Source organism: Streptomyces aidingensis, assembly GCF_900112355.1.
In the GTDB taxonomy this organism is placed as follows: Bacteria; Actinomycetota; Actinomycetes; order Streptomycetales; family Streptomycetaceae; genus Streptomyces; species Streptomyces aidingensis.
Genome location: NZ_FOLM01000023.1, coordinates 1 through 26,800 on the forward strand (window position 1 = coordinate 1; position 26,800 = coordinate 26,800).

General features: G+C 73.8%; 25 protein-coding genes and 2 pseudogenes. 12 read left to right on the forward strand and 15 right to left on the reverse strand.

Features of this window, described 5'->3' with window-relative positions:
* The 3 genes from BM242_RS26000 to BM242_RS26010 form a co-directional block, all read left to right on the forward strand.
* Positions 1 to 565: hypothetical protein (locus BM242_RS26000; protein ID WP_217652595.1), on the forward strand; the 565-nt coding region annotated here is incomplete at its 5' end.
* A gap of 149 nt (positions 566 to 714) precedes the next feature.
* Positions 715 to 996, forward strand: a complete 282-nt coding sequence (locus BM242_RS26005; RefSeq protein WP_093841391.1) for a hypothetical protein — start codon at positions 715 to 717, stop codon at positions 994 to 996.
* A 547-nt stretch (positions 997 to 1,543) separates the two neighbouring features.
* On the forward strand, positions 1,544 to 1,870 hold the full coding sequence (locus BM242_RS26010; RefSeq protein WP_139238457.1) for a hypothetical protein: 327 nt from the start codon (positions 1,544 to 1,546) through the stop codon (positions 1,868 to 1,870).
* Positions 1,871 to 1,942: 72 nt separating this feature from the next.
* Here BM242_RS26010 and BM242_RS29700 read toward each other — a convergent pair whose 3' ends face one another.
* The 4 genes and pseudogenes from BM242_RS29700 to BM242_RS26025 form a co-directional block, all read right to left on the reverse strand.
* The gene (locus BM242_RS29700) at positions 1,943 to 2,119 is read right to left on the reverse strand and encodes a hypothetical protein (protein ID WP_175541588.1); all 177 of its coding nucleotides are present in this window, start codon (positions 2,117 to 2,119) and stop codon (positions 1,943 to 1,945) included.
* 54 nt (positions 2,120 to 2,173) lie between these two features.
* Positions 2,174 to 2,518, reverse strand: coding sequence for a hypothetical protein (locus tag BM242_RS29050; RefSeq protein ID WP_139238458.1), 345 nt, complete (start codon positions 2,516 to 2,518; stop codon positions 2,174 to 2,176).
* A 25-nt stretch (positions 2,519 to 2,543) separates the two neighbouring features.
* Positions 2,544 to 2,711 (reverse strand): annotated as a pseudogene (locus tag BM242_RS31245) (GntR family transcriptional regulator); the annotation flags it as partial.
* Between the two features lie 176 nt (positions 2,712 to 2,887).
* Entirely contained in the window at positions 2,888 to 4,543 is a 1,656-nt protein-coding gene (locus BM242_RS26025; RefSeq protein WP_093841394.1) for an FAD-binding dehydrogenase, read from the reverse strand.
* A gap of 123 nt (positions 4,544 to 4,666) precedes the next feature.
* Between BM242_RS26025 and BM242_RS26030 the strand changes: the two genes are divergently transcribed.
* The 4 genes from BM242_RS26030 (at position 4,667) to BM242_RS26045 (ending at position 7,964) form a co-directional block, all read left to right on the forward strand.
* Positions 4,667 to 5,062, forward strand: a complete 396-nt coding sequence (locus BM242_RS26030) for a YidH family protein (protein WP_093841395.1) — start codon at positions 4,667 to 4,669, stop codon at positions 5,060 to 5,062.
* Positions 5,059 to 5,394, forward strand: a complete 336-nt coding sequence (locus BM242_RS29060; RefSeq protein WP_093841396.1) for a DUF202 domain-containing protein — start codon at positions 5,059 to 5,061, stop codon at positions 5,392 to 5,394. The genes BM242_RS26030 and BM242_RS29060 overlap by 4 nt, the downstream gene beginning before the upstream one ends.
* A 282-nt stretch (positions 5,395 to 5,676) precedes the next feature.
* Entirely contained in the window at positions 5,677 to 6,732 is a 1,056-nt protein-coding gene (locus tag BM242_RS26040) for a phosphotransferase family protein (RefSeq protein WP_093841397.1), read from the forward strand.
* 5 nt (positions 6,733 to 6,737) lie between these two features.
* Complete coding sequence (locus BM242_RS26045) at positions 6,738 to 7,964, forward strand: acyl-CoA dehydrogenase family protein (RefSeq protein WP_093841449.1); 1,227 nt, start codon at positions 6,738 to 6,740, stop codon at positions 7,962 to 7,964.
* A gap of 106 nt (positions 7,965 to 8,070) precedes the next feature.
* On the opposite strand, the gene BM242_RS26050 is transcribed toward BM242_RS26045, so the two are convergent.
* From BM242_RS26050 to BM242_RS26060, 3 genes are read right to left on the reverse strand one after another with little or no spacing between them, the layout of a single operon-like run.
* The gene (locus tag BM242_RS26050) at positions 8,071 to 9,060 is read right to left on the reverse strand and encodes an NADPH:quinone oxidoreductase family protein (protein ID WP_093841398.1); all 990 of its coding nucleotides are present in this window, start codon (positions 9,058 to 9,060) and stop codon (positions 8,071 to 8,073) included.
* A 54-nt stretch (positions 9,061 to 9,114) separates the two neighbouring features.
* Entirely contained in the window at positions 9,115 to 9,705 is a 591-nt protein-coding gene (locus tag BM242_RS26055) for a TetR/AcrR family transcriptional regulator (protein WP_093841450.1), read from the reverse strand.
* Positions 9,706 to 9,710: 5 nt separating this feature from the next.
* A complete protein-coding gene (locus tag BM242_RS26060) occupies positions 9,711 to 10,478 on the reverse strand; it encodes an SDR family oxidoreductase (protein WP_093841399.1) in 768 nt (255 codons plus the stop codon).
* 254 nt (positions 10,479 to 10,732) lie between these two features.
* On the opposite strand from BM242_RS26060, the gene BM242_RS26065 reads away from it, so the two are divergent.
* Positions 10,733 to 11,194: a MaoC family dehydratase gene (locus tag BM242_RS26065; RefSeq protein ID WP_093841400.1), complete on the forward strand. Its 462-nt coding sequence runs from the start codon at positions 10,733 to 10,735 to the stop codon at positions 11,192 to 11,194.
* A 102-nt stretch (positions 11,195 to 11,296) separates the two neighbouring features.
* Here the strand turns inward: BM242_RS26065 and BM242_RS26070 are convergent, their stop codons facing one another.
* The 4 genes from BM242_RS26070 to BM242_RS26085 form a co-directional block, all read right to left on the reverse strand.
* Positions 11,297 to 12,670, reverse strand: coding sequence for an SPFH domain-containing protein (locus BM242_RS26070; protein WP_093841401.1), 1,374 nt, complete (start codon positions 12,668 to 12,670; stop codon positions 11,297 to 11,299).
* Positions 12,671 to 12,672: 2 nt separating this feature from the next.
* Positions 12,673 to 14,316, reverse strand: coding sequence for an SPFH domain-containing protein (locus BM242_RS26075; RefSeq protein ID WP_093841402.1), 1,644 nt, complete (start codon positions 14,314 to 14,316; stop codon positions 12,673 to 12,675).
* A gap of 257 nt (positions 14,317 to 14,573) precedes the next feature.
* Positions 14,574 to 15,224 carry a TetR/AcrR family transcriptional regulator gene (locus BM242_RS26080; protein WP_093841403.1) on the reverse strand — a complete coding sequence of 217 codons (651 nt, stop codon included), beginning with the start codon at positions 15,222 to 15,224 and terminating at the stop codon, positions 14,574 to 14,576.
* 114 nt (positions 15,225 to 15,338) lie between these two features.
* Positions 15,339 to 16,466, reverse strand: coding sequence for a Zn-dependent alcohol dehydrogenase (locus tag BM242_RS26085; protein ID WP_093841404.1), 1,128 nt, complete (start codon positions 16,464 to 16,466; stop codon positions 15,339 to 15,341).
* Positions 16,467 to 16,809: 343 nt separating this feature from the next.
* On the opposite strand from BM242_RS26085, the gene BM242_RS30980 reads away from it, so the two are divergent.
* Both BM242_RS30980 and BM242_RS26095 read left to right on the forward strand, forming a co-directional pair.
* Positions 16,810 to 18,177, forward strand: a complete 1,368-nt coding sequence (locus tag BM242_RS30980) for an NsdA family TPR-like regulatory protein (protein ID WP_093841405.1) — start codon at positions 16,810 to 16,812, stop codon at positions 18,175 to 18,177.
* A 122-nt stretch (positions 18,178 to 18,299) separates the two neighbouring features.
* Complete coding sequence (locus BM242_RS26095; RefSeq protein WP_093841406.1) at positions 18,300 to 19,460, forward strand: serine hydrolase domain-containing protein; 1,161 nt, start codon at positions 18,300 to 18,302, stop codon at positions 19,458 to 19,460.
* A 63-nt stretch (positions 19,461 to 19,523) separates the two neighbouring features.
* On the opposite strand, the gene BM242_RS26100 is transcribed toward BM242_RS26095, so the two are convergent.
* The 4 genes and pseudogenes from BM242_RS26100 to BM242_RS26115 form a co-directional block, all read right to left on the reverse strand.
* Positions 19,524 to 20,270 (reverse strand): SIMPL domain-containing protein, encoded by a 747-nt coding sequence (locus BM242_RS26100; RefSeq protein WP_093841407.1) that lies wholly within the window; start codon positions 20,268 to 20,270, stop codon positions 19,524 to 19,526.
* 69 nt (positions 20,271 to 20,339) lie between these two features.
* A complete protein-coding gene (locus BM242_RS26105; RefSeq protein ID WP_093841408.1) occupies positions 20,340 to 20,942 on the reverse strand; it encodes a TetR/AcrR family transcriptional regulator in 603 nt (200 codons plus the stop codon).
* Between the two features lie 16 nt (positions 20,943 to 20,958).
* Complete coding sequence (locus BM242_RS26110; protein WP_175541589.1) at positions 20,959 to 22,227, reverse strand: hypothetical protein; 1,269 nt, start codon at positions 22,225 to 22,227, stop codon at positions 20,959 to 20,961.
* 30 nt (positions 22,228 to 22,257) lie between these two features.
* Positions 22,258 to 24,466, reverse strand: a pseudogene (locus tag BM242_RS26115) (right-handed parallel beta-helix repeat-containing protein); the annotation flags it as partial.
* 158 nt (positions 24,467 to 24,624) lie between these two features.
* On the opposite strand from BM242_RS26115, the gene hmgA reads away from it, so the two are divergent.
* The gene (gene hmgA, locus BM242_RS26120; protein WP_425443936.1) at positions 24,625 to 25,959 is read left to right on the forward strand and encodes a homogentisate 1,2-dioxygenase; all 1,335 of its coding nucleotides are present in this window, start codon (positions 24,625 to 24,627) and stop codon (positions 25,957 to 25,959) included.
* Positions 25,960 to 26,006: 47 nt separating this feature from the next.
* Positions 26,007 to 26,762: a GntR family transcriptional regulator gene (locus BM242_RS26125; protein ID WP_093841410.1), complete on the forward strand. Its 756-nt coding sequence runs from the start codon at positions 26,007 to 26,009 to the stop codon at positions 26,760 to 26,762.
* Positions 26,763 to 26,800: the final 38 nt, after the last annotated feature.

The window sequence follows — 26,800 nt, forward strand, 5'->3', positions numbered from 1 at the left end:
CGGAGGTGGCCGGGTGACCACGACTGCGGATGCGCTGTCGGCGGTGCTGGCCGGGCTGGCTCTGGAGTGGGAAGCGCCCGAAGGTCGGGATGAGGCTTACCGGCGGACCGCGCGCGAGGCGCGGCGGGCGCTCGATGAGCTGGTGGCCGGGGCGGACCGGGTGTTTGTCGAGGTCCTGGTGTTTCCGGACTTCCCCGCGCCGTATGTGCTTGTGGTGCGGCGTGCGGGGGTGTGGGGGCTGCCGGGTGCCTGGCTGGCCGGGGGTGAGTCGCTGGGGGCGGCTGCTGAGCGGGTGCTGCGGGATCAGGCCGGGCTTGCCGGGGTGGGTGTTGATTCCGTGCTTGCCGTGGATCAGCGGCCCGACGGGCTGTTTGTGGTGTGTGATGCCGGGGTTCCGGAGGGCGCATCGGATCGGCGTCGTGCTCTGACCGCGGGCCTGGGCCGGTTCGTGGGGGAAGGCACGCTGGGGCGGCTGCTGCCTGCCGATGCAGGGCGGCGGGCGTTGACGGCACTGGCGAACACTGAGCACATGCGGGCGGTGCCGCTGGATACCGGGCCGTCCTGACGGCGGTCGCTGCCGAGGCCGGGCCTCTGCGCCGGTTGCTGCGGTAACTGGTGCAGGGGCCCGGCTACTTGTCGTGACGTATCTCGTCGTGACTCTTCCGCTACGGCGTGCGACGGCGCAGAATGGGCGTCTGTGGAAGGAACGGCGCGATGAGTGTTCCGAAGGAACCGGGCGGCTTCGCGGGGGACGCGGAGGACAGGGACGGCGCGGCGTGGGTGCCGGGGGTGCCGTATGTACGGGGTTGGGAAGACGCGGAATCGGCTGGGGCTGCGCTGGCGGCGGCCCTTCGGCTGGCGGGGGTTGACGGGGTGAGTGCGCGGCCGGATGCGGATGCGGACGGGTCCGGGGCGGTGTTGCCGGCCTGCCCGGTATCGGCGGATGAGGTGCTGCGGGCGTGGGCGCTGGCTGCGGCGCCGGGCCGCATCGGGTGAAGCGGGCGGGCGCCTGGTCCGTGGGCCGGGGGACTGCCGCCGGCCGTAGTGTCGCCGGGCGACAGGACCGTGTACGTGCCGGGGCGGGCTGAGGACTGCCCGGCGATGCGTAGGCCATCCCCCGCCACCCCTGGATGCACGTCGAGGTTCCCCTTCCTGGCTGCGGGTTGCGGTGCGGCGCGGGGGCGACCGGACGGGACCGGCCGGAGGCCGCATGCCCGGCCGGGGCGCCCGCCGCGCGCCGCGCTGTGCGCGGCGCCTTGAGGAAGTAAGGCAATTCTTCGACGCCTTGCGGGAAGGGCGAGGTGTGGCCGGGGTGCTGGGAAGTGGCGCCGATGGCATGGCTCGGCCGGTCAGGGTCTGGCTGGGTGGCGCGGCGGCCGTCGCGCGTGCTCCGTGCTTCCCGCCGGTGCGCTCCCTCACACGCGGGACACGATGTGTAGTCGCATCGCTTCAAAGGGTAGCTGTACGGCGGACGTTGCGACCTCCCTCCCGTCAAGTGGCCTTGGGCATTGCCGGGGACGGATTCCCGAAAGGACCGAAGAACATGAACGCTTCGCGATCCATGCGTACGGCTGGCGGGCTGTTGGCGACCGCTGCCTTCGGCCTGGCCGCGCTGGCGGCCGCACCGAGTGCTGCGGCGCAGCCGCTCCCGGCCTACATCTGTGAGGCCGTGAACCCTGACCTGCCCCGGGTTTTCGGCTCCGGCTGTGAGGCACTGGGGGGCGCCCCTGAGCATGGGCCGATCTCCGGCGACTTCCTCATTGCGAATGAGGGAGGCCGCAACGCGTTCCTGTGCCGGGAGGAGGAGCGCTACTCGGGGCTGGCCGATCTTCCCTACCGTGTCGTCGGCTTCACCTGTCAACCCTGGTGATCTGTCGTTGCGTGTGGCCCGGCCCTCCGGGGCCGGGCTTTTCGCGTCCCCGGCAGTGTCCTGGAAGGGTCATCAGGCGGCGGGTCGGCGGGCCGGGGTGAGGCGGTAGACGGCTTCGGCCTCGGTGCCGGGCGCGGTGAGGTCTTCGCGGATGAGCGCATGCTGCCGGTGGTGGATGATCCGGGTGAGGTGCAGGACGGGGACGCCCCGGGGGGGGTCGAGGGCTGCGGCCTGCTCCGGTGCGGGCATGCGGGCCCGGGCCGTCTCGGTGAAGGTCAGCGGGCCGCGCTGGGCCAGGATGGCCTAGAGGTGTTCGGGGTCGGTGTCGGGGTGGTCGGCGAGTTGGGTGCCGGATGCGGCGGCGAACGGGATCAGTAGCCGGTGTGCGATGCGGTGTCCGGCCTCGGTGGTGTAGAGGCGGTCGATGCTGAACAGGGGGTGTCCGTCTTCGATGTCGAGTTGGGCGGCGGTGACGGGGTCGGCGTGGGTGCGGGTGACGGCCGGGGTCTCCAGTGGGGTGCCGGGGGGTGCGGTGGCGTAGCGGCCTTCGGTGGTGCGGGTGATGTGGCGGTCCAGGAGGGTGGGACCGGTGGCGTCGCGTACGGCGGGAGCGGGCACCTTGGCGGGCTTGGACGAGTCCTTCGGCACGGAGGGCGGCGAGGGCTGCGCGGACGGTGGAGCGTGAGACGCAGTATTGGGCCGTGAGCTGGTGTTCGCTGGGGACTTCGGTGCCGGGGGCGTAGGTGCCCTCGTGGATGGCGGCGCGATCTTCTCGTTGTCCTCGTGCTGCTCGCTGACACTGCGTTCCCGGCCGTTCTTGTCTTTCGAGAAACGCGGATATTCACGGCCGGTGCAGGTCGGTCCGGAGGTGAATCGGCGGGCGGTTTCCGGCGCGGTGCGCGGGCAACCCACCGTAGGGTCGGCCGACAGAAACCGGCAATGCGCGCCTGACACTGGCGGGTTGTCTGTGAAGCGCTTGGTACAGCGGAGGTGTGCGGGGTCCCGCGGCGCTCGTGGTCAGGCCGTGGCGGCGGCCGCGGCGCGGCCGGCGGTGCGGCCGGAGAAGAGGCAGCCGCCGAGGAAGGTGCCCTCCAGGGAGCGGTAGCCGTGCATGCCTCCGCCGCCGAAGCCGGCCGCCTCGCCCGCCGCGTAGACGCCGGGCATGGGCTCGCCGTCCGCGGTGAGGACGCGGCCGGACAGGTCGGTCTCCAGGCCGCCCAGGGTCTTGCGGGTGAGGATGTTGAGGCGGACGGCGATCAGCGGCCCGGCCTTGGGGTCGAGCAGCCGGTGCGGGGAGGCGACCCGGATCAGCTTGTCGCCCAGGTAGCTGCGGGCGCCGCGCATGGCGGTGATCTGGAGGTCCTTGGTGAACGGGTTGCCGATCTCCCGGTCGCGGGCCTCGATCTCCCGGCGCAGCGCGTCCTCCTTGATCAGGTCCTCGCCGGTCAGCGCGTTCATGCCGGCGACCAGGGAGGCCAGGTCCTGCTCCACGACGAAGTCGGCGCCCTGGTCCATGAAGGCGCGGACCGGGCCCGGCGCGCCGGAGCGGGCGCGGCCGAGCACGCCGCGGATGGACTTGCCCGTCAGGTCGGGGTTCTGTTCGGAGCCGGAGAGGGCGAACTCCTTTTCGATGATCTTCCGGGTCAGTACGAACCAGGTGTGGCTGTGGCCGGTGCCCATGATGTGCTGGAGGGTGCCCAGGGTGTCGAAGCCCGGGAAGAGCGGGACGGGCAGCCGGGCGCCGGTGGCGTCCACCCAGAGCGAGGACGGGCCGGGCAGGATGCGGATGCCGTGGTCCTCCCAGACCGGGTCCCAGTTCTCGATGCCCTCGGTGTAGTGCCACATCCGGTCCCGGTTGACCAGGCTGGCGCCGGCCTGCTCCGCCACCCCGAGCATGGCGCCGTCCACATGGGCGGGCACCCCGGAGAGCATGCGGCGCGGCGGGGTGCCCAGCCGCTGGGGCCAGCAGTCCCGGACCAGGGCGTGGTTGCCGCCGATGCCGCCGGAGGCGATGACCACGGCCTGGGCGCGCAGTTCGAAGGCGCCGACCACCTCGCGGCTGCTGGCGGTGCCGCGCACCGCCGCGCTGGGTGCCAGGATCTCGCCGCTGACGGTGTCCACCGAGCCGGCCGAGCGGGACAGGCCGGTCACCCGGTGGCGGAACCGCAGCTCCGCCCGGCCGTCCCGGGCGGCGGCCCGCACCCGGCGGACGAAGGGCTCCAGCAGGCCGGGCCCGGTGCCCCAGGTGATGTGGAAGCGGGGCACGGAGTTGCCGTGCCCGGTGGCGGTGTAGCCGCCGCGCTCGGCCCAGCCGACCACCGGGAAGAAGCGCACCCCCATGCCGTGCAGCCAGGCCCGCTTCTCCCCGGCGGCGAAGTCGACATAGGCCTCGGCCCAGCGGCGCGGCCAGCGGTCCTCGGCGCGGTCGAAGCCTGCCGTGCCCAGCCAGTCCTGCCAGGCGAGCTCCCGGCTGTCGCGGACCCGCAGCCGCCGCTGCTCGGGCGAATCGACGAGAAAGAGGCCGCCGAATGACCAGTGGGCCTGGCCGCCGAGCGAGGTCTCGGGCTCCTGGTCGAGCAGCAGCACCTTGCGGCCGGCCTCGGCCAGCTCCGCGGTGGCCGCCAGGCCCGCCAGTCCGGCTCCGATGACGATGACGTCGGCGTCGTAGGCCATGCTGTTTCCCTGGGGTCGCGGCGGGAGGTGCTGGGCGTCGATCTTCTTGCCTGGTTCACCCGGCGTCAACTTCCCGCGGAAGCCGCGCGGGCGGATGATCACCCGCGGAGTTACCGTTGAGTCATGATCGGGCGGCTGGCGGGCGGGGTGCGGCTGTGGTTCTCGCCGCGGCGGATGGCGTCCCAGGGGACGACTCCGGACTACCGCTACTCGCTGGCCAATGAGCGCACCTTTCTGGCCTGGCTGCGCACGGCGCTGGCGCTGGTGGCCGGCGGCCTGGCGGTGGAGCAGTTCCTGACCGGTCTGGACCGTCCGCTGCGGGTGGGCATCGCGCTGTTCCTGCTGCTGGGCGCGGTGGTGTGCGCGCTGCGCGCGGTGAACCACTGGGCACGCTGCGAGCTGGCCATGCGGCGCGGCGAGGATCTGCCGGTGACCCGGCTGCCGGCCTGGCTGGCGGTGGGGACGACGGTGGCGGCGCTGGTGGTCGGGGTGGCCATCGGCCTGGGCTGGTCCCGGTGACGCCGCCGGACGGCGTGGCGGGCCGCGAGACGCAGCGGGAGCGGACCCGGCTGGCCTGGCGGCGCACCTCCCTGGCGTTCCTGGTCGCGGTGCTGCTGGCCTGGCGCGGCGCGGTGGTGCTCGGGGGCGGCGTCCGGTACACGGGCGCGGTGCTGGTGTGCCTGGCGTGGGCGGGCTTTCTGGCACTGGCGCACCGGCGGATCGCGGCGCTGGCGGCCGCCGGCGCGCCGGGCCCGGCGCGCCCGCCGGGTCCGGCCGAGGTGCTGGGTGCCACCGGCACGGTGCTGGCGGTGTGCGCGGTGTGGCTGGTGTGGCTGGTGCTGCTGCGCTGACCGCCCCGGAGGCGCGGCAGCGCGGCAGCGGCCGTTGCCGGGGATTGGGCGAATGACGCGTGTTGACCGCACCCCCCTGGACTGCATACCGACTGGTCGGCATCATAGGGATCATGCAAGTGCTGCCCACGGCAGCCCTTGCCCCGCCCATCCGCCGGCCCGTCCGTTCCGCCCGTCCGCCCGCCGAACCGCCCGCCGGCCCGAGCGCCCGAGCCGGTGCCATGGCCGCCCCCGCGCACCCCGGGCGCGGACCGGCCACGCCGCCCCACGAGGAGTCCGCCCATGACCGCCGAGTCCGCCCTGCCGTCGTCGACCGGCACCGCCGGGAACCCGCCCGGTCTGGACCTGGTGAAGCTGCGCACGCACCTGGACGAGGCCCGCCCCGGGCTGGTCACCGGCCCGCTCACCGCGCGCCTGATGCCCGGCGGCCGGTCCAATCTCACCTACGGCGTGACGGACGGCACCGGGCAGTGGGTGGTGCGCCGCCCGCCGCTCGGCCATGTCCTGGCCACCGCGCACGACATGGCCCGCGAGTACCGGGTGATCAGCGCGCTGGCCCCGACCGATGTCCCGGTCCCGGGCGCGGTGCTGCTGTGCGAGGAGCCGGAGGTGCTGGGCGCGCCGTTCTATGTGATGGAGCATGTGCCCGGCACCCCCTACCGGACCGCCCGCCAGCTCGCCGGGCTCGGGCCGGAGCGCACCCGGGCCGCCGTGCTGCACCTGGTCGACACCCTGGTGGCCCTGCATGCCGTGGACCCGGACGAGGTGGGTCTGACCGGTTTCGGCCGCCCGGAGGGCTTTCTGGAGCGGCAGTTGCGCCGCTGGGGCAAGCAGCTCGACGCCTCCCGCAGCCGGGAGCTGCCCGGCATCGACGAACTGCACGGCGCGCTCACCGCCGGGCTGCCCGCCTCCCCCGCGCCGGCCGTGGTGCACGGCGACTACCGGCTGGACAATGTGCTGCTCGGCCCGGACGACCGGATCAACGCGGTGCTCGACTGGGAGATGTCCACGCTCGGCGATCCGCTGACCGACCTGGGCCTGCTGGTGATGTACAGCTCGCTGCGCAGGCTGCCCGGCGTGCCGGTGACCGACAGCGGCCACGCCCCCGGCCATCCGGACGCCGCCGAGCTGATCGAGCGCTACGCGTCCGGCTCCGGCCGCGACACCGGCCGCATCGCCTGGTACGCGGCCTTCGCCTACTTCAAGCTCGCGGTGATCCTGGAGGGGATCCACTACCGCTACACCCTCGGCCAGACGGTCGGCGCGGGCTTCGACCGGATCGGAGAACTGGTCCCGGTCTTCATCGAGGACGGCCTCGCCACCCTGCGGAAGGGATGACCATCGTGGATTTCGCCTTTGACGAGCGCACCGAGGAACTGCGCAAGAACCTCCTGGAGTTCATGGCCGAGCAGGTGTATCCGGCCGAGGAGACGGCCGGGCGGCAGCGCGCCGCGCAGGACGACCCCTGGCGGCCGGTGCCGGTGCTGCGCGAGCTCCAGGCCGAGGCGCGCCGCCGCGGCCTGTGGAACCTCTTTCTGCCCGACGAGCGGTACGGCGCCGGGCTGACCAATCTCCAGTACGCGCCGCTGGCCGAGATCACCGGGCGCAGCCCGCAGCTCGCCCCGTCGGCGCTGAACTGCGCGGCCCCGGACACCGGCAACATGGAAGTGCTGGCCATGTTCGGCAGCGAGGAGCAGCGCAGGCGCTGGCTGGAGCCGCTGCTGAAGGCGGAGATCCGCTCGGCCTTCGCCATGACCGAGCCGGCGGTGGCGTCCTCGGACGCCACCAACATCGAGACCCGGATCGAGCGGCAGGGCGACGAGTACGTCATCAACGGCCGCAAATTCTACATCTCCGGGGCGATGAATCCGGACTGCGCGGTGTTCATCGTGATGGGCAAGACCGATCCGGGCGGCGCGGACATCCGGCGCCAGCAGTCGATGGTGCTGGTGCCCCGGGACACCCCGGGGGTGACGGTGACCCGGGCGATGAAGGTCTTCGGCTTCGAGGACCACTGGCACGGCGGGCACCCGGAGGTGCTGTTCGAGAACGTGCGGGTGCCGGCGGGGAATCTGATCGGCGAGGAGGGCGGCGGCTTCGCCATCGCCCAGGCCCGGCTGGGCCCGGGGCGCATCCACCACTGCATGCGGCTGATCGGCATGGCCGAGCGGGCGATCGAGCTGATGTGCCGGCGGGCGGTGTCGCGCACCGCCTTCGGCCGGCCGCTGGCCGAGCAGGGCCAGGTACGGGCCTGGATCGCGGACGCCCGGGTGGCGGTGGAGCAGCTGCGGCTGCTGGTGCTGAAGACGGCCTGGCTGATGGACACGGTGGGCAACCGGGGGGCGCACACCGAGATCCAGGCGATCAAGATCGCGGTGCCGCGCACGGTGGTCGGGATCCTGGACAACGCGGTGCAGCTGTTCGGCGCCGCGGGGGTCAGCCAGGACACGCCGCTGGCCGAGCTCTACGCCTCGGCGCGCACGCTGCGGCTGGCCGACGGACCGGACGAGGTCCACCAGCGCTCCCTGGCCCGCCGCGAACTGAAGCGCCACACCGCCGCGCGGAGCTGAGCCGCTCCGTCCCGCCCGCCCCGCTCCCGTCCCGGACAGGGACGGGACGGGACGGGAGGACAGCACCGGAGCCTCCCGCCCCGCCCCGCACATCCGCCGGCGCTGGTCAGCCGGCGGGGAGGATGGCGATGCGGCCGGTGGTGATGCCGTCGGCCACGCGCTGGACGGCGTCGGCGGCGCCGGAGAGCGGCAGCCGCTCGCTGATCAGCGGGCGGATCGCGCCCTTGGCGGCCAGCGCGGTCAGCTCCCGGTGGCAGGCGTGCACCGACTCCGGGTCCCGCTGCCGGTACAGCCCCCAGTGCAGGCCCAGGATGGAGTAGTTCTTCACCAGCGCGTGGTTCAGTCCCGGAGTCGGTATGGTGCCGCTGGCGAAGCCGACCACGATGATCCGGCCCTCGAAGGCCACGCACTTGGCGGACTGGGCGTAGGCCTGGCCGCCCACCGGGTCGTAGATCACGTCCGCGCCGCGACCGCCGGTGGCCTCCTTCACCGCGGCGGCCACATCGTCGGTGCGGCGGTCGATCACCTCGTCGCAGCCCAGTCCGCGGGCGGTGGCGGCCTTCTCGGGACCGCCGACCACACCGATCACCCGGGCGCCCGCGGCCTTGCCCAGCTGGACCGCGGCGCTGCCCACGCCGCCCGCCGCCGCGTGCACCAGCAGTGTCTCCCCGGCCGCCAGCCGGGCCCGGCGGTGCAGGCCGAACCAGCCGGTCTGGTAGCCGATGTAGAGGGCGGCGGCCTCGGCGTCGTCGAGTTCCTCCGGGGCCGGGTGCGCGTTGTCCGCGGCGACCAGGGCGTACTCCGCGAAGGCGCCGCTGGGCAGCACCGGCTGGCCGATGATCCGGCTGCCGGGCGGGCGGCCCTCCGTCCCGGGGCCGGCCGCCTCCACCGTGCCGCACAGTTCCACCCCGGGGGTGAACGGCAGCGGCGGCCGCACCTGGTACAGACCGCGGGCCAGCAGCGCGTCCGGGAAGTTGACGGCCGCGGCCCGGACCCGGACCAGCAGCTCGCCGGGGCCCGGCTCCGGCCTGGGGGTCTCCTGGAGCCGCATCACCGTCGTGGGCTCACCGTTTTCGTGGACTCGCCAAGCTTGCAAGGGAAAAACCTTTCGGCACGGGTGCGTACGGAGGGAAACGGACGGCCGGCCGCCTCAGGGGCGCAGCGCGCGCATCAGCAGATCGGCCAGATGGTCGCCGATCTCCTGCGGGGTCATCGGCCCCTCGGGCCGGTACCACTGACTGAGCTGGTGCACGGCCCCGAAGTGGTAGAAGACGACCAGGTCGGCCGGGGTGGCGGTGGAGAAGATGCCCGCCTGCTGGCCCTCCTCGACCAGCGCCCGGAACCGCTCGTGGTAGCGGCGCCGCTCGGCCCGCACCTTTTTGAGCTGCTCCGGACCCAGCTGGTGCATGGAGCGGAAGAAGATGGTGGCGTCGTCGATGTTCTCGATGCTGCTCACCACCACATCCGCGGCGGCGGCGCGCAGCCGCTCGGCCACCGGGGCGCCGGAGCCGGCCACCGCGTCCAGGCGCTGCTGCTGGAGCCGCAGCAGCCGGCCGTAGATCTCGTGCAGCAGATCGTCCTTGGAGCCGAAGTAGTGGTAGAGCGCGCCCTTGGTCACTCCGGCGGCGTCCACGATCTCCTGCACCGAGGTCCGTTCGTAGCCGCGTTCGGCGAACAGCCGGGTGGCGATGGCCAGCAGCCGCTGCGGTACTTCCCCGCGTCCCCCGTTTCTCTGGGCCATCCCGGTCACCTTTCGAGCTTCTGCTGGATGCGGTTCATCGCGCCCAGCCATGCGTCGCGGTCAGTGGCGCGGGCGGTAGCGTACTCGGCCACCCTGGGGTGGGGCAGAATCAGGAACCGCTCCTCGGCGATCCCGGCCAGCACGGCATCGGCCACCTCGGACGGTTCGATGGCGTCCGGGGTGAGGACCAGATCGCCGGCCCGCCCGGAGCCCCGCAGCATGGCGGTGCGCACGCCCTGCGGGCAGACGGCGTGCACCGCGACGCCGCGGTGCCGGTAGGTCAGGGAGAGCCATTCGGCGAAGGAGAGCGCGGCGTGCTTGGTGACGCTGTACGGGGCGGCGCCCACCATGGTGAGCAGCCCGGCGGCGGAGACGGTGGCGACGAACCGGCCGCGGCCCCGCTCCAGCCAGTGCGGCAGCAGCGCGCGGGCGGCACGGACATGGGCCATCACATTGACGTCCCAGGAGCGGGCCCAGTCGTCCTCGTCCGCCTCCGGGCCGCCGCCGAGCGCGATCCCGGCGTTGGCGCAGAAGATGTCGACGGTGCCGCCGAGGGCGTCCCGGGCGTCCGGCACCACCGTGGAGGCGTCGCCCGGCACGGCCACCCCGCCGATCTCGCCGGCGACCCGCTCGGCGGCCCCGGCGTCGAGGTCGTTGACCGCCACCCGGGCGCCCTGGCGGGCAAAGCTCCGGGCCAGGGCGGCACCGATGCCCGCGCCGGCTCCGGTCACCACCACCGCGGCGTCGCGCAGCTTCTCCTCCGGTGTCCCCATCTCTCAGGCCCCTTCAGCACTCGCCTCGTGCATACGGTCACGGAGCGGCGGCCCCGGCCCGGCCGGCCGCCGTCGCGGCCACAGACTAACCGGTCGGTATGGATGGCGGAAGACACCCGCCGCGGCGTTGACAGAGTGCCCAACCGCGAGAATCCTGAACGGACACGATGAGCAAGCGCTTAGCCAAGCGTCGCCGAGCAGGCATGCCGTCGTCCGTTCCGTCCTCACCACCCCTGCACAGGAGGCAACCGACCATGGGCGAGCCACGGGTCTTCACATCGGCCGACGAGCTGCGCGCGGCGGTCGGTGCGGAGCTGGGTCCCAGCGACTGGCTGGAGGTCGACCAGAAGCGGATCGACCTGTTCGCCGAGGCCACCGGCGACCACCAGTGGATTCATGTCGATCCCGAGCGGGCGGCCCAGGGCCCCTTCCGCACCACCATCGCACACGGCTATCTCACCCTCTCCCTGCTGCCGGCGCTGGTGCCGCAGACGCTCCGGGTCGAGGGCGTCAAGATGGGCGTCAACTACGGCACCAACAAGGTGCGCTTCCCCTCCCCGGTGCCGGTGGGCGCACGGCTGCGCGCCCGCGCGAAACTGCTGGAGGTCACCGATGTGCCGGGCGGCGTGCAGGTGACGCTCCAGGTCACGGTGGAACGGGAGGGCGGCGAGAAGCCCGCCTGCGTGGTGGAGAGCGTCTCCCGCTACTACCTCTAGCCCTCCGGCTCCGCCGGCCCGCCGCGCCGCACCGGCAACGACGGCGGGCCGGTGACCCGGGTGCGGGTCACCGGCCCGCCGGCCGGCCGTGCGGGCGCGCCGTTACTCCTCCGCGTCCGGCCGGTGCAGCTCCTCGGCCAGCGCCCGGGCGCCCGAGGCCAGGCCCGGACCGCCCCGGCCGGCCCCATCGTCCCCGCCTGCGGCACCGGCCGCCAGCCGCGGCAGCAGCTGCGCGGTGACCAGCGTGGTCAGCGCCGAGGGCTCGCCGCCCCCGGGGTCCGTCTGCACCACCACCGGCTTGGGGGCGTGCTGCGCCAGGGCGGCGCCCACCTCCAGCCGCCGGCGGGCCAGCTCGTACTGGAGCACCGCCCGGTTGTCCCGGTAGGCGGTGGCCAGCCGCCGCTGCGCCTTGGCCTCGTTCTCCGCCGAGACCAGATCGGCCCGGCCGCGGGTCTCGATCTCGAACCGGACCCGCTGCGCCTCGGTCTCCTGCTGCTCCAGCATCTGCGCCACGTCCTTGCGCGCCTGGTTGAGCGCGGCATTGACCTCGACGATCTTGGCGTCCCGGATCTTCTTGGCGCGCTCGATCTCCATCAGCAGATTGTCGGTGCGCCGCTTGCGGGTCAGGCCCCACTCCTGCTCATAGGCGACCCGCTCCTTGGCGACCGTCTCCCGGGTGGCCAGGTGCTGCTGGTACTGGGCGGGCAGCTGGACGTCCGGGATGTTGCAGCCGGTGATCCGCACCCCGTAGTGGTCGAGCTGCCGGTTGAGCAGCTCCTGCATGTCCGCCACGTCGGAGCCGCGCAGATCGTAGGCGCGCTCGGTGCGCACCAGCCGGCCGCGCTGCCGGATCGCGTCCTGCACGGCGCTGGACAGCACCAGGTCGAAATTGCCCGCGCCGATGGTCCGCACGAACAGCACGGCGTCGGTGATGCGGAACTTCAGGAAGAACTCGATGGACTTCAGCGGCACATTCTCCCGGGTCGGGCAGGCCACCACCGGGGCCGAGTAGGGGATCTCGGTGGAGGTGTCCACCACGAAGTCCACCCGGGACCAGGGGTGCCACAGATAGTGCCGTCCCGGGTCCAGCACGCCCGCGATGGCGCCGTACCTGGTCAGCACGCCGGTGGTGCCCTGTTCGATCTCCACGATGGAGGAGCGCCACCACCACAGCACCCCGAGCAGCAGGGCGACCACGGCCACCGCGAAGGCGATCACGGCGAGCGCGCCCCAGGCGGTCTCCGAGGCGGCGTTCCCGGAGTCGGACTCGGCCACGGTCATCATCACGCCGGAGGCCGCGGCCAGCAGACCGAACCAGAGCAGCACCGTCCAGGTGGTGCGGCGGCTGTTCTTGGGCATCACGACCGGGACCAGGGCGCCGCTGTCGCCGCCGCGCAGCAGGCGGGCGATGTCACCCCAGTCGGCCAGCGCCTCCTTGATGGCGGAGCCGCGGCGGTCGGCTGTCGGCTGGCTCATGCTCACTCCCCCTCTCCGGCGGGCGGGGCGAACGCGTCGGCCGCGCCGCCCGCGGTGCCCGCGCCCTGTTCGCCGTCCTCGTCCCCGCGTGCGGCGGCCGCCGGGACGGCCGTCACCGTGGACGGCCCGGCCGCCAGCAGCCGGGCGATCTCGTCCTCGCGCCCGGCGATCCGGTCGGCGATCTCCGCCAGCCGGGTGCGGATCGCGGCCATGTCCGTCTCGGTGAACAGCTCACCGCCGGCCTCGCCGACGATCTCCTGCGCCACCCGCAGGAAGTTGACGCTGGCGCCGTCCCCGGCGCCGATCTTCACCACCTGGGGCAGCCGGTCGGCCAGCTGCTCCAGGGTGTCCAGCACCCGCTGCTGATAGCGGTAGTTGAGGATCTCCGGGGCCTCGGCCGCGCTCACCGCGCGGATGTCCAGCGCCTGGGCCTCCAGCAGGGCCGCGTTGGCCCGCGCCTCGGACTCGGCCTCGGTGAAGCGCTGCCGCGCCACCGCCCGGGCCCGGTTGGTCTCCCGCTCCAGCGCGGTGTCCATCTGCGCCTGGTAGGTGGCGATGTCGGCCTGGATGGCGGAGAGGGTCTCGTTCAGCGAGGCCAGCTCCTTGTTGAGGTCGCCCTCGTCCTGCTCCTTGCGGAGCTGGAGCTCGTACTCATGGGTGTACGCCTCCTTGGCCACCCGCACCATCTCCGGCGCGGCCAGGTCCATCCGGTACTCCTGGCTGGCCGGCTCGGCGTGCGTGATGTTGGCGTTGGTCAGCTCCACGGCCGGGCTGAACTGCTGGTTCAGCTGCTCCAGCAGCGGCGTGGTGTTCTCCCCGACCATGTCGTAGATGTCCGAGGCCTCCTGGTCGTAGATCAGCGCCCGGGTGGTCTCGCTGACCGCGTTGTTCAGCTTCTCCTGGAAGCCGCGCACCGCGCCCAGGGTGTAGATGAACTCCACCGGGTCGTTGATCCGGAACTGCACGAAGAGGTCGATGGACGCCTTGACGCCGCTGCGGGTGGGAGCCTCCCGGATCGGCGCGTTGAACGGGTATTCCCGGGTGGTGTTGACGATGTAGGAGACCCGCTTCCAGGGGTTGAACAGGGTGACCCGGCCCGGGCCGGTGACCTGCTCCAGCTTGCCGAAGCGGGTGATCAGCGCCTGACAGCCGTCCGGGACCATCACCATGCCCTGGCGCCACCACATGAAGACGGCGGCGGCCAGGGCCATCACCCAGTAGTGGATGCCGAAGAAGGGGTTGAGCAGCGCGTCGCCGCCGGTGGCCGAGAGCACCACCGAGGCCACCACGCCGACGGCGATCAGCAGCACCGCCGGGAACATGGTGAGCAGGCTCCGGCCGCGCGGGATCACCATCGGGCAGATCACATGCACCGGACCGCTCGGACCGCGCTCCAGCTTGCTGCGGTTCAGCGCCTCACTGGCGCTGTTCAGCCAGACGCTCTGCTGCTCGATCCGGGTGTCCACGGAGGCGCCCTGGTCGCGGGCGGCCAGGAAGTCGGCCGGATCGGCGCCGGAGCCCCCGCCCGGTGCCTGGCCGCCGCCGACGCCGTACTGCTCCCGCAGCGCGCCGGCGACGGCTTGTCGTGGATCGCCGCCCTCGGCGACCGCCCGGGCCGCCTGGCGGACGTTCTGGGCCAATGACATGGGCACCCCTCCCCGTGGGACTGCCGGTGGTTCAGGCTGGAAACCGGGCTGATCGCCCGCCGCGCCGCGCGGGCACGGTGCTCGTACCATCCCACATGCCACGGGCGTGCTCACGCCAGGTGCCGGCCGGCCCGGCGTGCGGTTGCAACCGTGCTGTCACCGGGCCGTGATCCGCTGATCACGCCGGACGCCCGGGGCGCCGGGGGCGCGCGGGGCGTGTGCGGCGCCCGCGGGACCGGGGAGAATCCCGCCGGAGGTCACGCTCCGAAGCCGGGCGGTGGTTCCGCGGCACCCGCCATCCGCAGCGCCAGACCGGCATAGAGGCGGCCGAGCTGTTCGGGCGAATCGCTGCCGGCGGGATCGAACCAGCGGGCCACATCGATGCACAGGGACATGATCGCGCGGGCGGTGGAGCGGATGTCGGCGACCTGGAACTCACCGCCCGCGGTGCCCTCGTCCAGCAGGTCCCGGATGATGTCCCCGGCCCGGCGGCGCAGGGTGAGGATCTCGGCGTAGTGCTCCTCGCCGAGCGCGGTCAGCTCGTACTGCACCACCCTGGCCCGGGTGTGGTGCTCGGCATGCCAGCGGGCGAAGGCGCTGACCGCGGCCGCCAGCCGGTCGGCGACGGTGACGCCGTGCCGGGAGGCGTCGCCCAGCACCCGGATGGCCCGCTGGTGGCCGAAGACGCTGATCTGGTAGAGCAGCTCCTCCTTGGTGCGGTAGTGGATGTAGAGCGCGGCCGGGCTCATGCCGGCCCGCTGGGCGATGTCCCGGGTGGTGGTGGCATGGAAGCCGCGCTCGGCGAACGCCTCGACGGCGGCCAGCAGCAGCCGGCCGGCCGTTTCGTGCCCGGCGGAGGCGGCCAGCTCGTCCGGCGCCCCCTGCTTCTGCCCTGCCTGTGCTGACATCCCGCCTCCGGCCAGTCGGTGAACCGGCCCCTCGCCCAGACGGAGCCGGAGCGATCACCTTACACCGGCCCTCTGAGCAGCCGCTTAGCCAGCCGCCGCACGGTACGGCCGGCGCTATGCCCCGGCGTCGTAGACGATCAGCGCCCGGCCGCCGCGGCCCTGCTGCATGGCGGCGAAGGCGTCCGGGATGCCGTCCAGCCCGATGTGGTCGGTGACCAGCGCCGACAGATCCAGGCGGCCGGCCTGGACATGACCGGCCAGCACCGGCAGGTCGGCGGCCGGATCGCTGTTGCCGTACACGCAGCCCGTCAGCGTGCGGGCGGTGTAGAAGATCTCCAGCGCCGAGAAGCTGACGATCTGGTCCTTGCCCCCGATGCCCACCACCGTGGTCCGTCCGCCGCGCCGGGTGGAGCTCCAGGCCGCCCGGATGGTCTCGGCGCGCCCGGCGCACTCCACGGCCACATCGGCGCCCAGGCCGCCGGTCATTTTCCGGATCTGCCGGGAGGTCTGGCCGGAGGCGACCACGAAGTCGGTGGCCCCGGCGGAGCGGGCCAGTTCCTCCTTGGCCTCCGAGATGTCGACCGCGATGATCCGCCCCGCGCCGGCGATCCGGGCGGACTGGATCACCGCCAGCCCGACCCCGCCCACGCCCATCACCACCACGCTCTCCCCGGGCCGCACCCGGGCGCTGTGGTGCACCGCGCCGTAGCCGGTGAGCACCGCGCAGCCGAGCAGTGCCGCGTCGGTGAGCGGGATGCCGTCCGGCAGCGGCAGCACGGCCCGCTCCGGAACCACGGTCTCCTCGGCGAAGGCGGCCACGGTCAGCCCGGGAAAGAGCTCGGTGCCGTCCTCGCCGCGGGCGTAGGGCCTGGTGTTGGCGGCGTCCGCGTGGGCGCACAGCCATGGCTCGCCCATCCCGCAGAAGGCGCAGGAGCCGCAGGACGGCGCCCAGTTGAGCACCACCCGCTGGCCGGGCGAGACCGCGGTCACCCCGGCGCCGACGGCCGTCACGGTGCCCGCGCCCTCGTGGCCGAGGACCGCGGGCACCGGCTGGGCGAGGGTGCCGTTGGAGAGCGAGAGGTCGGAGTGGCACACGCCCGCGGCGGCGAGCCGGACCCGGACCTGTCCCGGGCCGGGCTCGGGAAGCTCGATCACGGTCAGCCGGAGCGGCTCTCCGACGGCGGGCAGTACGGCGGCGCGGACGGCGCCGCGAGGGCTGTGGTTACCGGGAGCGGCCTGCATGCCCTCAACATACTGAGTGGTCGCTTAGCTGTCAGCAGGCGGGGCCGTGCTCTGGATCACCGCACAACACGGCGCCGCCCCCCGCTCCTCGGCCGGCCGGTGCGGCACCGGTACGGGAAGATCACGGACGGGGTCGGCGACGGAGGCGGGGGCAGGCAGCACCGCTGCATAGAGCCTGGGATCGTTCATATGATCACCGTCACCGCGTTCGACGGAACCCGCCACCTCAGAGTGAACGAACGGTGGAAAAGTACCCCGATGGTGTGAGCTCGGTGCAAAATATCCCGCTCCATGCACCTGTGCGCTCTGTGAGCCCGTCAGCAGCCATGAGAAACAAGGAAACATGACACACCGGCGCCGTCCCAACGACCGGCTGCGCACCCTGCTCAAGGAGGCCGACTGGACGCAGGAGGCGCTGGCCCGTGCCGTGAACACCCTGGGTGCCGAGATCGGGTGTCCGCTGCGGTACGACCGCACCGCGGTCGCGCACTGGCTGTCGGGCACCCGGCCCCGCCACCCGGTTCCGCAGCTCGCCGCCGAGGCGCTGTCCCGCCGGATCGGGCGGCCGGTCACCCCGGAGGCGGCCGGTTTCCCGGTGCCCTGGCGGGAACCGGCCGGCGAGGACCCGGTCACCGGCTTCGCCGCGCTCTGCCGCTCGGACGCGGAGACCGGCAGCCGGCTGGTCCTCCAGCAGCGGCCGTACCGGGTCGCCGACGCGCGGGCGCCCTCGCCCCCGGCGCTGCCGGAGATCCCGGCCCAGCGGCCCGCCGCCGACCGTGACCCGGCCTCCCCCGGCCCGCCGCAGGCCGGCGCCGGCGGCCCCGAACTCGCCGCCCTGCACGACGCGGCCCGCTTCTTCGCCGCCTCCATCGACACCCACGGCGGCCGGCACGCCCGCAGCGCCCTCTCCACGTACCTGGCGGACGACGTCACCCCGCTGCTCACCGCCCCGCGCCCCTCCCCCAGCCGCCGGGAGATGCTGGGCGCCGCGGCGCGGCTGGCCTTTCTGCTCGGCCGGATGTACGAGGACGGCCAGTTGCACGGCCTGGCGCAGCGCTACTACACCTACGCCCACCGGCTGGCCTCCGAGGGCGGCGACCGCGCCACCTGGAGCCTGGTGATCCGGGCCATGAGCGCCCAGGCCCAGCGGCTCGGCCATCTCTCCTCGGCGCTCCAGATGGGCGATGCCGCGGCCCGCGCCGCCCAGGGCCTGGCCCCCTCCCAGCAGTCCTATGTGCAGGCGCAGTTCGCGGTGATCCTGGCGCAGACCGGGGAGCGGCGCGGCGCGCTCAGCGCCCTGGCCACCGCCGAGCGGGCCGCGGAACACGCCGCCTGCGGCCAGGGCGGCTCGCCGTTCGACACCTATCCGCGGGCCGCGCTGCTGTTCCAGACCTCGCAGGTGCTGGAGGCGCTGGGCGATCTCCCCGGCGCGATCGGCGCGCTGCGCCGCTCGGCCGCGGAGCGCGCCGAGGCCGATGTCCGGGGCCGCACCCTGACCCACGCCCGGTTCGGGCAGATGCTGCTGCGCACCGGCCGCCTGGACGAGGCGTGCGCCGCCTGGCGGCGGTTCCTCAGCGGCCGGGAGCGGCTGCGCTCCGGCGACGCGGAGCGGGCGCTGCGCGAGATGCGCCGGGCGCTGCGCCCCTACCGCAACCGCCGCTGCGCCGCCGAACTCCTCGCCCTCTCCGTGCCCCTCACCGAACACTCCTGACCCGCGCGGGCGCTGGGCGGCTGCACACTCCCGGACCGGGACGGCGGCCCGGCCTTCCCCGGATCCCTACCGGTCGGTACGCTCCGGCGCGTGATCCGCGGCGAAGGAGACGGGTGGGGCCCATGGTGACGGTGCACGGCGAGTGCGACGACCGGTTCGCGGCGGTGCGGACCGCCTTCGAGGAGAACTTCCGGGACCGGCAGGAACTCGGGGCGGCCGTCACGGTGCTGGTCGGGGGCGAGCCGGTGGCGGATCTCTGGGGCGGCTGGGCCGACCCGGCCCGCACCCGCCCCTGGCGGCGCGACACCCTGGTCAACGTCTGGTCCACCACCAAGGGCGTCACCGCGCTCTGCGCGCATCTGCTGGCCGACCGCGGGCTGCTCGGCCTCGATGTGCCGGTCGCGGAGTACTGGCCGGAGTTCGCCGCGGCCGGAAAGGACCGGATACCCGTCCGCGATCTGCTCTCGCACCGGGCCGGTCTGGCCGGGCTGCGCGCGCCGCACTCCGTGGCGGACCTGTACGACTGGGAGCTGACCTGCGCCCGGCTGGCCGCCACCGAGCCCTGGTGGAAGCCGGGCAGCGCCTTCGGCTACCACGCCCTGACCTACGGCTTCCTGGTCGGCGAGGTGATCCGGCGGGTGAGCGGCCGGCTGCCCGGTGAGCTGCTGCGCGAGGAGCTGACCGGCCCGCTGGGCATCGATTTCACCATCGGCCTGCCCGAGGGCGAGGACCACCGGGCCGCCGAGCTCGTGCACCGGCCGGCCCCGATGGCCGCGGACGGCGGGCAGGCCCGGCTGCCGGCCGCCCTGCCGCCGGTGGCGTCGGCCGCCCTGGGCAATCCCCGGGTGGGCGGCGCGGAGGCGGGCAGCACGGCCTGGCGACGGGCCGAGCTGCCCGCGCTCAACGGCCACGGCACCGCCCGCGCGGTGGCGGCGCTCTACGGCATCTGGGCGGAGGGCGGCCGGTCCGGCGACCGCACGGTGCTCGGCCCGGACACGGTGGCCAGGGCCCGGGAGGGCCAGGGCCCGGGCATGGACCTGGTGCTCGGGCCGGGCCTGGGCCGGGAGACGGAACTGGCCCTCGGGCTGTGGCTGAGCGGCCCGCACGGTTCCTACGGCCCCAACCCGCTGGCCTTCGGCCACGACGGCTTCGGCGGCTCCTTCGGCCTGGCCGATCCCGAGTCCCGGGTCGCCATCGGCTATGTGATGAACCGCATGGGCCCGCACATCGCGGACGACCCGCGCAAGACGGCCCTGATCGACGCGGTCTACGCCTCCCTGTAGACGCCCGGCCGCCGCCCCGTGCGCGGCACCCGCCGGCCCGGCGCGGCAACGGCCGCCGCAGGGCTACAGCTCCGGGCGGGTGATGCTGAAGCGGGCGGAGACCTCGGCGCGCACCGACTGGCGGCGCGGTTCCAGATCCAGCGCCGGTGCCGCGCTCTCCGCCGAACCGGCGCGGGCCGCCCCGTAGGCCGCCGGTGCCGCGGCCAGCGTGCGCCGCTGGTCGGGGAACGCCGACTCCAGTCCGCGGTCGGCGAGTTCCAGCAGTTCGGCGAGGTCGGCACCGAGCGCCGCCGCGTACTCGCGGGCCCGGACCACGGCCTCCCGCACCGCCTGCTGGCGCGCCTGCCGGTAGACCGGTGAGTCCGGGCGCAGCCCCCACCACGGGCCGTCCACCCGGGTCAGTTCCAGGTCGGCCAGCCGGGTGGTCAGCTCGCCCAGCGCGGTGAAGTCGGTGATCACCGCCTGGATCTGGACCCGGCCGTGGTAGGCGCGGATGCGCTCGCCGCGGCCCTGCTTCAGCTCCGGGGAGATGGTGAAGGCACCCGTCTCGGTGCGCTCCACCGCCTCGCCGTAGCTCTTGAGCAGCTCCAGCACGGTGGTGTTGCGCCGGGTGAGGTCGGTCAGCGCGGCCCGGCGGTCGGCGCCGCGGGCCCGGACGCCGATGCCGATGCGGGCGATCTCGGGTTCGACTTCGAGCCGGGCCTCGCCGCGCACCGAGACGCGTGGCAGCGGCGCGCCGCCGGAGGCGTCCGCGGCTCCGGGGGCCTGGCCGGCCGGGGGTTCGGTTGCGGGACCGGTTTCGGGTGTCATGATCCCCAGCCTGCCAGAACCGCCCGGCCACGGCGGCCGTTTCGGGGCGCCGCCCGCCGGCCCGCCGCGTCAGTCCAGTACCTGCGCCAGATAGCTGCGCAGCAGGGTGCGGGTCTCGTCGATCAGGGCGGCGTCGCCGCCCGGGCCGGCCCGGAAGGCGAGGCCCAGCAGCGCGTCCGCGGACTGCACGCAGACCAGGCAGGCCAGCCCGAGCCGCCCGCCGGGGCCGTCCCCGCCCAGATGCTCGCGCAGCAGGGTGTAGAGCTGCTCGGCGACCCGCTGGTTGGGCCCGTTGTCGTCCCGGCTGTCGGGCACCCCGAAGTCGATCAGGGTGAAGCCCGGCACGGTCCGTTTCATCTCCACGTACGCGTCGAAGCAGACGTCGAGGGCGGGGCGCCAGCCGTGGTCGGGCAGGGCGGCCAGCCGCTCGCGCACCCGGGCGGTGTACGCCTGGAGGTTGCGGTGCGCCAGTGCCTCCACCATCTGCCGCTTGTCGGCGAAGAACCGGTAGACCGAGCCGATCGGTACCCCGGCGGCGGCTGCCACGCCCCGGGTGGAGAGGGCTTCGTAGCCGGTCTCGTCGAGCAGCCGGGCACAGGTGTCCAGTATGCGGTCCAGCCGTTCGGCGCTGCGCTGCTGGACCGGGACCTTGCGGAGCGAGAACGTGTGCACGTGTCCATCCTGCCGTTCAGCCGGACATCAGGAGGGCGAGTCCGGCCAGTGTGTAGCCGATCATCAGGATCAGCAGGGGGATCTGGCCGGCCACCGCCCGGTGCGGCGGAAAGAGGCGTACCGCCCGGTCGTGGGCGGCGACCACCCCGCCGAGGTGCCCGGCGACGATGGCGCCGACCTGCACGGTGGCCAGGGCGGCGGCCGGCAGGGCGACGGCGGGCGCCCCCACCGCCCGCGGTGCCTCGGTGAGCAGCATCTCCAGGTAGTGGGCGATCAGGTAGCCGGCCGCGATGGGCACCAGGGAGTGGGCGAACTGCGCCTCCCCGGGCCGGTGTTCTGGACCGGCGGCGAACAGCCGGGCGGCGCTGGTGGCGGCCACCATGGCGAGGGCGACCACGGCGACGGTGGTGAGCAGGCCCAGGGTGCGGGCCGCGGTGGTGCCGGCCGGCAGCCAGGACGGCGGCCCGGTGAGGGTCAGCCCGTCGTAGGCGGTGGCGGCCAGCAGGACGCACACGGTGGCGGTCAGGCCCGGGCGGGGGCGGACGGTGTCCAGGCCGTGCAGCGGCAGCCGCAGCACCGGGCGGCCGTCGGCGGGGCGGCGGCCCACCGGGGCGAGGCTGCCCAGCAGGCCGGAGTGGACGGTGAAGGGGTCGCAGCGGTCGAACCAGCCGCTGCCCCAGCAGGCGGCCCCGGCCAGTTGTACGGCGCTGTAGGCCAGGACGAAGACGGCGACGGTGGCGGGCGACTGCGGTTCGGGCGAGGCGAGTTCGGTCCAGGCGTAGCCGAGGAGGCCGGCCGCGGCCGGCCAGTGGCCGAGCCCCTCCGGCACCTCGCGCCGCCCGCCGATGCCGGTGGCCGGGTCGCGGCCCAGCGCCCGGCAGGCCAGGGCGTGCAGGGTGCGCAGCGGGTCCAGCCGCCGCCAGACCGGTCCCAGCAGCAGGGAGGCGGGGACCAGCCCGGCCCAGAGCACGGCGTGCAGCAGCCGGGGGGCGGCATCGCTGCCGAGCAGCGCGGCGGCCAGGGTGTACAGGTAGGCGGCGAGGCCGAGGACGCGCGGCAGCAGCCTGGCGGCCGGGGCGTCGGCGGCCCGCCGCAGGGCGTCGGGCAGCGGGCGGCCCGCGGTGTCGCCGCGCAGCCGCGAGCGCTCCCAGAGCAGGCCCAGTGCCAGGAAGGAGATCAGCAGGGCGGCGAAGGCACCGGCGTAGGCGTAGAACGGCGACACCGGCAGCTCATGGCCCTGCCCGGTGCCATGGGCCAGCACGCCGCCGGGCCCGCCGCCGCTCACCCGGGCCCCCGGCGGGCGGCACCGGCGCACCGCGGCCGGCGCGCCCCGTGCACCAGGCGCACGCGGGCCCGGCCCCGCCGGGCCCGGCCCGAGGGGGGTGCCGTCGGCATGTGGCCGCCGCCGTGCCGCCGGCGGCGGGGAGCGGGAGCGCCGTGGGCCGTCATGCGGCGGCCGCCACCGGTGCCGCGGCCGGCCGGTCGCGGCGGGCCGCGACGGTGACCGCCCAGACCACCCACACCAGGGCCAGCAGGCCGCGCAGCCAGGCGGGGCCGATCGGCAGATACGGGATCAGCCACAGCGATTTGTCGATGGCGTCGAGCAGGGTCAGCCCGCCCAGCGCCACCGTGGTCCAGGCGAAGCCGGGCCGGCTGCGGCGCAGCGCCAGGCCGGTGCCCACCCACCACGCCCCCATGAGCAGCAGCGCCGCCGGCACCAGGGGGGTGTGGGCGTAGGAGGAGGCCGAGCCGAGGAGGTCCAGCGCCAGCCCGGCCGCGCCCAGCCCGGCGGCGGCCGTGGCCATGGTGTCGGTGCGCAGCCGGCGCCACCACAGCAGTCCGCCGACCAGTCCCAGCACCACCGCGATCACCGCGGTGAGCTGTACCTCCACCCGGGCCGGGCCGCGCGCGCCGTACCAGTCGCAGCCGCCCGGGACCCGGGCCTCGCCGATGTCGTAGTCCGCGCACACCAGTTGCTGGGCCATCTTGACCGGCTCGCCGATCAGCCGGTGCGAGCCGGGGCCGGAGACGTCGCCGGGGGCGGCGCCGCACTCGGGCAGCACCGGCGGGTTGCTGGCGCCGGTGTCGCCCTGCCAGCAGTTGCCGCGGCCCTGGCCGTCCCACCACACGTCCAGCTTGTTGGGGCGGGATTCGCCCTCCGGGGTGCGGCCCAGCACATTGTCCGCGTAGTGGTTGTGGTGGGAGGTGTCGGTCTGTTTGCCGAGGGCGGTCTCCCCCCGGACGAAGGCCGGGACCGAGGTGAGGTAGAAGGCGGCCCGCTGGTGGCCCCACAGGTGGTTCTCGCGGTACAGGTTCCAGTTGCCGCCGGCCGTGATGATGCCGCTGCCCGGGGGCATGGAGACGGCCGGGCAGACCACGCCGTCCCGGTAGCCGCGTTCCGCGACCGGCTTGGCGCAGGTGCCGTCCTTGACGTAGCGGTAGTAGTTCTGGTTGTTGTCGTGGATCAGGTTGTGCTCGAACAGCGCGTGATTCTGCGGCAGTCCCGGGTGGTCGGGGAAGGCGCTGTCCATGGAGGCGCCGGCCTGGTTGTGGTCGAACTCGTTGCCGTGCACCCAGACGGAGTTCCCGGCCGTGCCGGAGTAGCCGACCATGTTGTGGTGCGAGCGGCAGCCGGTGATCTCCACGGCGTAGCGCTTCACCCGGTGGCCGGCCACGTCCCCGTTGATGTCGGAGGCGCTGCCCGGGTAGATGCCGGAGTCGCCGTTGCCGTACGCCTCGCAGCCGGTGTAGAGGCCGTTGTCGCTGGCGAAGGTGAGGAAGCCGTACTCCTCGTTCCACCGGCCGAGCATCCGGTCGATCACGAAGCCGTCCGTGGCCAGCACGTACACGGCGTTGAACAGGGTCTGCTGGACGGTGAAGTTGCGCAAATAGATGCCGTCGGCCCGGTCGGCCCGCAGGGCGTTGAGCCTGCTGAAACCGGCGTCCAGCACCACGTCCTCGGGGCGGGCGCCGGTGCCGGATATCTGGAGGTCCTCGATGCCGAGCACGGCGACCAGGTTCTGGTTGTGCGGGCAGGCCAGTTGCTGTTCCCAGCTCAGCACCTGGTAGTCGGTGACGCCGAAGCGGGCCCAGCGCGCGTCGAGCTCGGCGCATTCGCCCTGCGGTGCGGCGCGGTAGGGCTCCTCCCGGTACTCGCCGGGCAGCACGGCGATGGTCATGCCGGGCCGGTCCACGGCGTTCACCGCGTCCTGGAGGTGGCGGTGGCCGTCCTTCCGGCAGGCGGCGAAGAGTTCTTCGTTCTCCCGGCGCAGCTCGTCGGGGAAGCCGGCGGTCCGGCGGGCGAAGTCGTCCGGGTCGTCCTTGCAGACCAGCAGGTCGGGGGCGGTGTCGCGGTACTGGGGCACGCCGTGTGTGCCGTCCGGGAATTCGACCTCGCGCTCCTCGTGCGCCTGCGCGGGCGCGGCGCCGAGCAGCACGGCGGCGAGTGCCGCGAGCGCGGTGAGGGGGACGGCCGTGCGGGGGCCCGGCAGCAGCGCGCGGAGGCGCTCGGGAAGGGCAGGCATGCGCGAAGAGTAGAGCAATGCTCAGCTTTCGGAACCCCTTCCGCCGAGATCTCCGGCCGTCGCACTCCGGCCGGATCGTTGACTTCCCCGGAACTGATTCCTATGGTCTGGCAAAGGAATCAGACGGGCGGGGGCAGGGGCAGCGAAGGAGCCATGCGATGGGCACCCATGGAATGGTCACCGGGCCGGGCGGCGCTGCCGTGAAGCCGGCCTACTCGCCGGGATTCGGCAACGAGCACAGCAGCGAGGCGGTCCCCGGGGCGCTCCCGGTGGGACGCAACTCGCCCCAGCGGGCGCCCCTGGGCCTGTACGCCGAGCAGCTCAGCGGAACCGCCTTCACCCAGCCCCGGGCCGCCAACCGCCGCTCCTGGCTCTACCGCATCCGGCCCTCCGCGGCCCACCCCCGCTTCACCCGCACCGGCAACGGCCGGCTGCGCGGCGCGCCGTTCGAGGAGACCGTGCCCGACCCCAACCGGCTGCGCTGGGACCCGCTGCCCGACCCGGACCCTGACACCGACTTCGTCTCCGGCCTGTGGACCCTGGGCGGCAACGGGGACGTGCGGCAGCGCACCGGCATCGCCATCCACCTCTACCGGGCCTCCGCCTCCATGACCGACCGGGTGTTCGGCGACTCCGACGGCGAACTGCTGATCGTCCCGGAGCGCGGCACCCTGCTGCTGCTCACCGAGTTCGGCGCGCTGCGCGCCGGGCCCGGCGACATCGCGCTGATTCCGCGCGGGGTGCGGTTCCGGGTGGAGCTGCCGGAGGGCGGCCCGGTCCGCGGCTATGTCTGCGAGAACTACGGCACCCCGTTCGACCTGCCCGAGCTCGGCCCGATCGGCGCCAACGGCCTGGCCAATCCCCGCGACTTCCTGGCGCCCACCGCCGCGTACGACGAGAATCCGGACCGCCCCGTCGAGGTGATCAACAAGTTCTGCGGCAATCTGTGGGCCGCGGTCTACGACCACTCACCGCTCGACGTGGTCGCCTGGCACGGCAGCCATGTCCCCTATCTGTACGATCTGCGGCGGTTCAACGTGCTGGGCACGATCAGCTACGACCACCCCGATCCGTCCCTGTTCACGGTGCTCACCTCGGCCTCCGGCACCCCCGGACTGGCCAACGCCGACTTCGTGGTCTTCGCCCCGCGCTGGCTGGTCGGCGAGGACACCTTCCGCCCGCCCTACTTCCACCGGAATGTGATGAGCGAGTACATGGGGCTGATCGAGGGCTCCTACGACGCCAAGGCCGAGGGCTTCCGGCCGGGCGGCGGCTCGCTGCACAACATGATGTCCGCGCACGGACCGGACCGGGAGACCTTCGACCGGGCCTCGGCCGCCGAGCTGCGCCCGCAGAAGACCGACGACGGGCTCGCCTTCATGTTCGAGACCCGCTGGCCGGTGACCCTCACCGCACAGGCCCTGTCCGCCGGACACCTGCAGCGGGGATACGACGAGGTATGGCAGGGTCTTGAGCGTCATTTCCGACCGTAGGACCTGCTAGTACCCACTCAGCGCGCGCATATCCCGGAGGCCCCGCCGTGACCGCTTTCGCCCCCGACTCGCTCGAACTGAACCGGAAGCTCCCGCTCTGGTATCAGGTATCGCAGTCGCTGCGCGCGTCCATACTCGGCCGGGCCGCCGGGGCCCCGCTGCGGCTGCCCACCGAGGAGCAGCTCGCCGAGCACTACGGGGTCAGCGTGCTCACCATGCGGCAGGCCCTGAAGGAACTGGAGACCGAGGGGCTGATCAGCAGACACCGGCGGCGCGGCACCTTCATCGAACCGGACGCCAGGGGCGGGGCGCCGGTGCGGCTGCTGGGATCGCTGGACGCCATCGTGGCCCAGCAGTCCGGCGACCTGACCACCGTGCTGGACCACGGGCCCACCCCGGTGCCGCCGGAGCTGGCCGGCTACTTCCCCGGCCTGCGCGAAGCGGCCGGCTACCGGCGGGTGCGCCGGGATCCGGAGAGCGGCGACCCGACGAGCTGGGCGGAGAATCTGGTGCTGCCCGAGGTGGCGGAGCGGATCGACCCGGCCGATCTGGAGCGGTGGCCCATGACCAGGATTCTGCGGGACACGGCCGGGGTCACCGTCTCCCGGATCGCCAACACCGTGCAGGCGCGGCTGGCCGATCCGCGCACCTCGCAGCTGCTCCGGGTACCGCTGCTCAGCCCGATCCTGCACTGCACCGGCGTGGCCTACGACGAGCACGACCGGGCGGTGGATGTGGTGCGCATCCACTACCGGGGAGATCGTTTCTCCTTCGCCGTGACGGTGGACGCGGCTCCGCACTGAACGCCGCCGCGGGGCGCGGTGGCCGGCGGGCCCGGCCG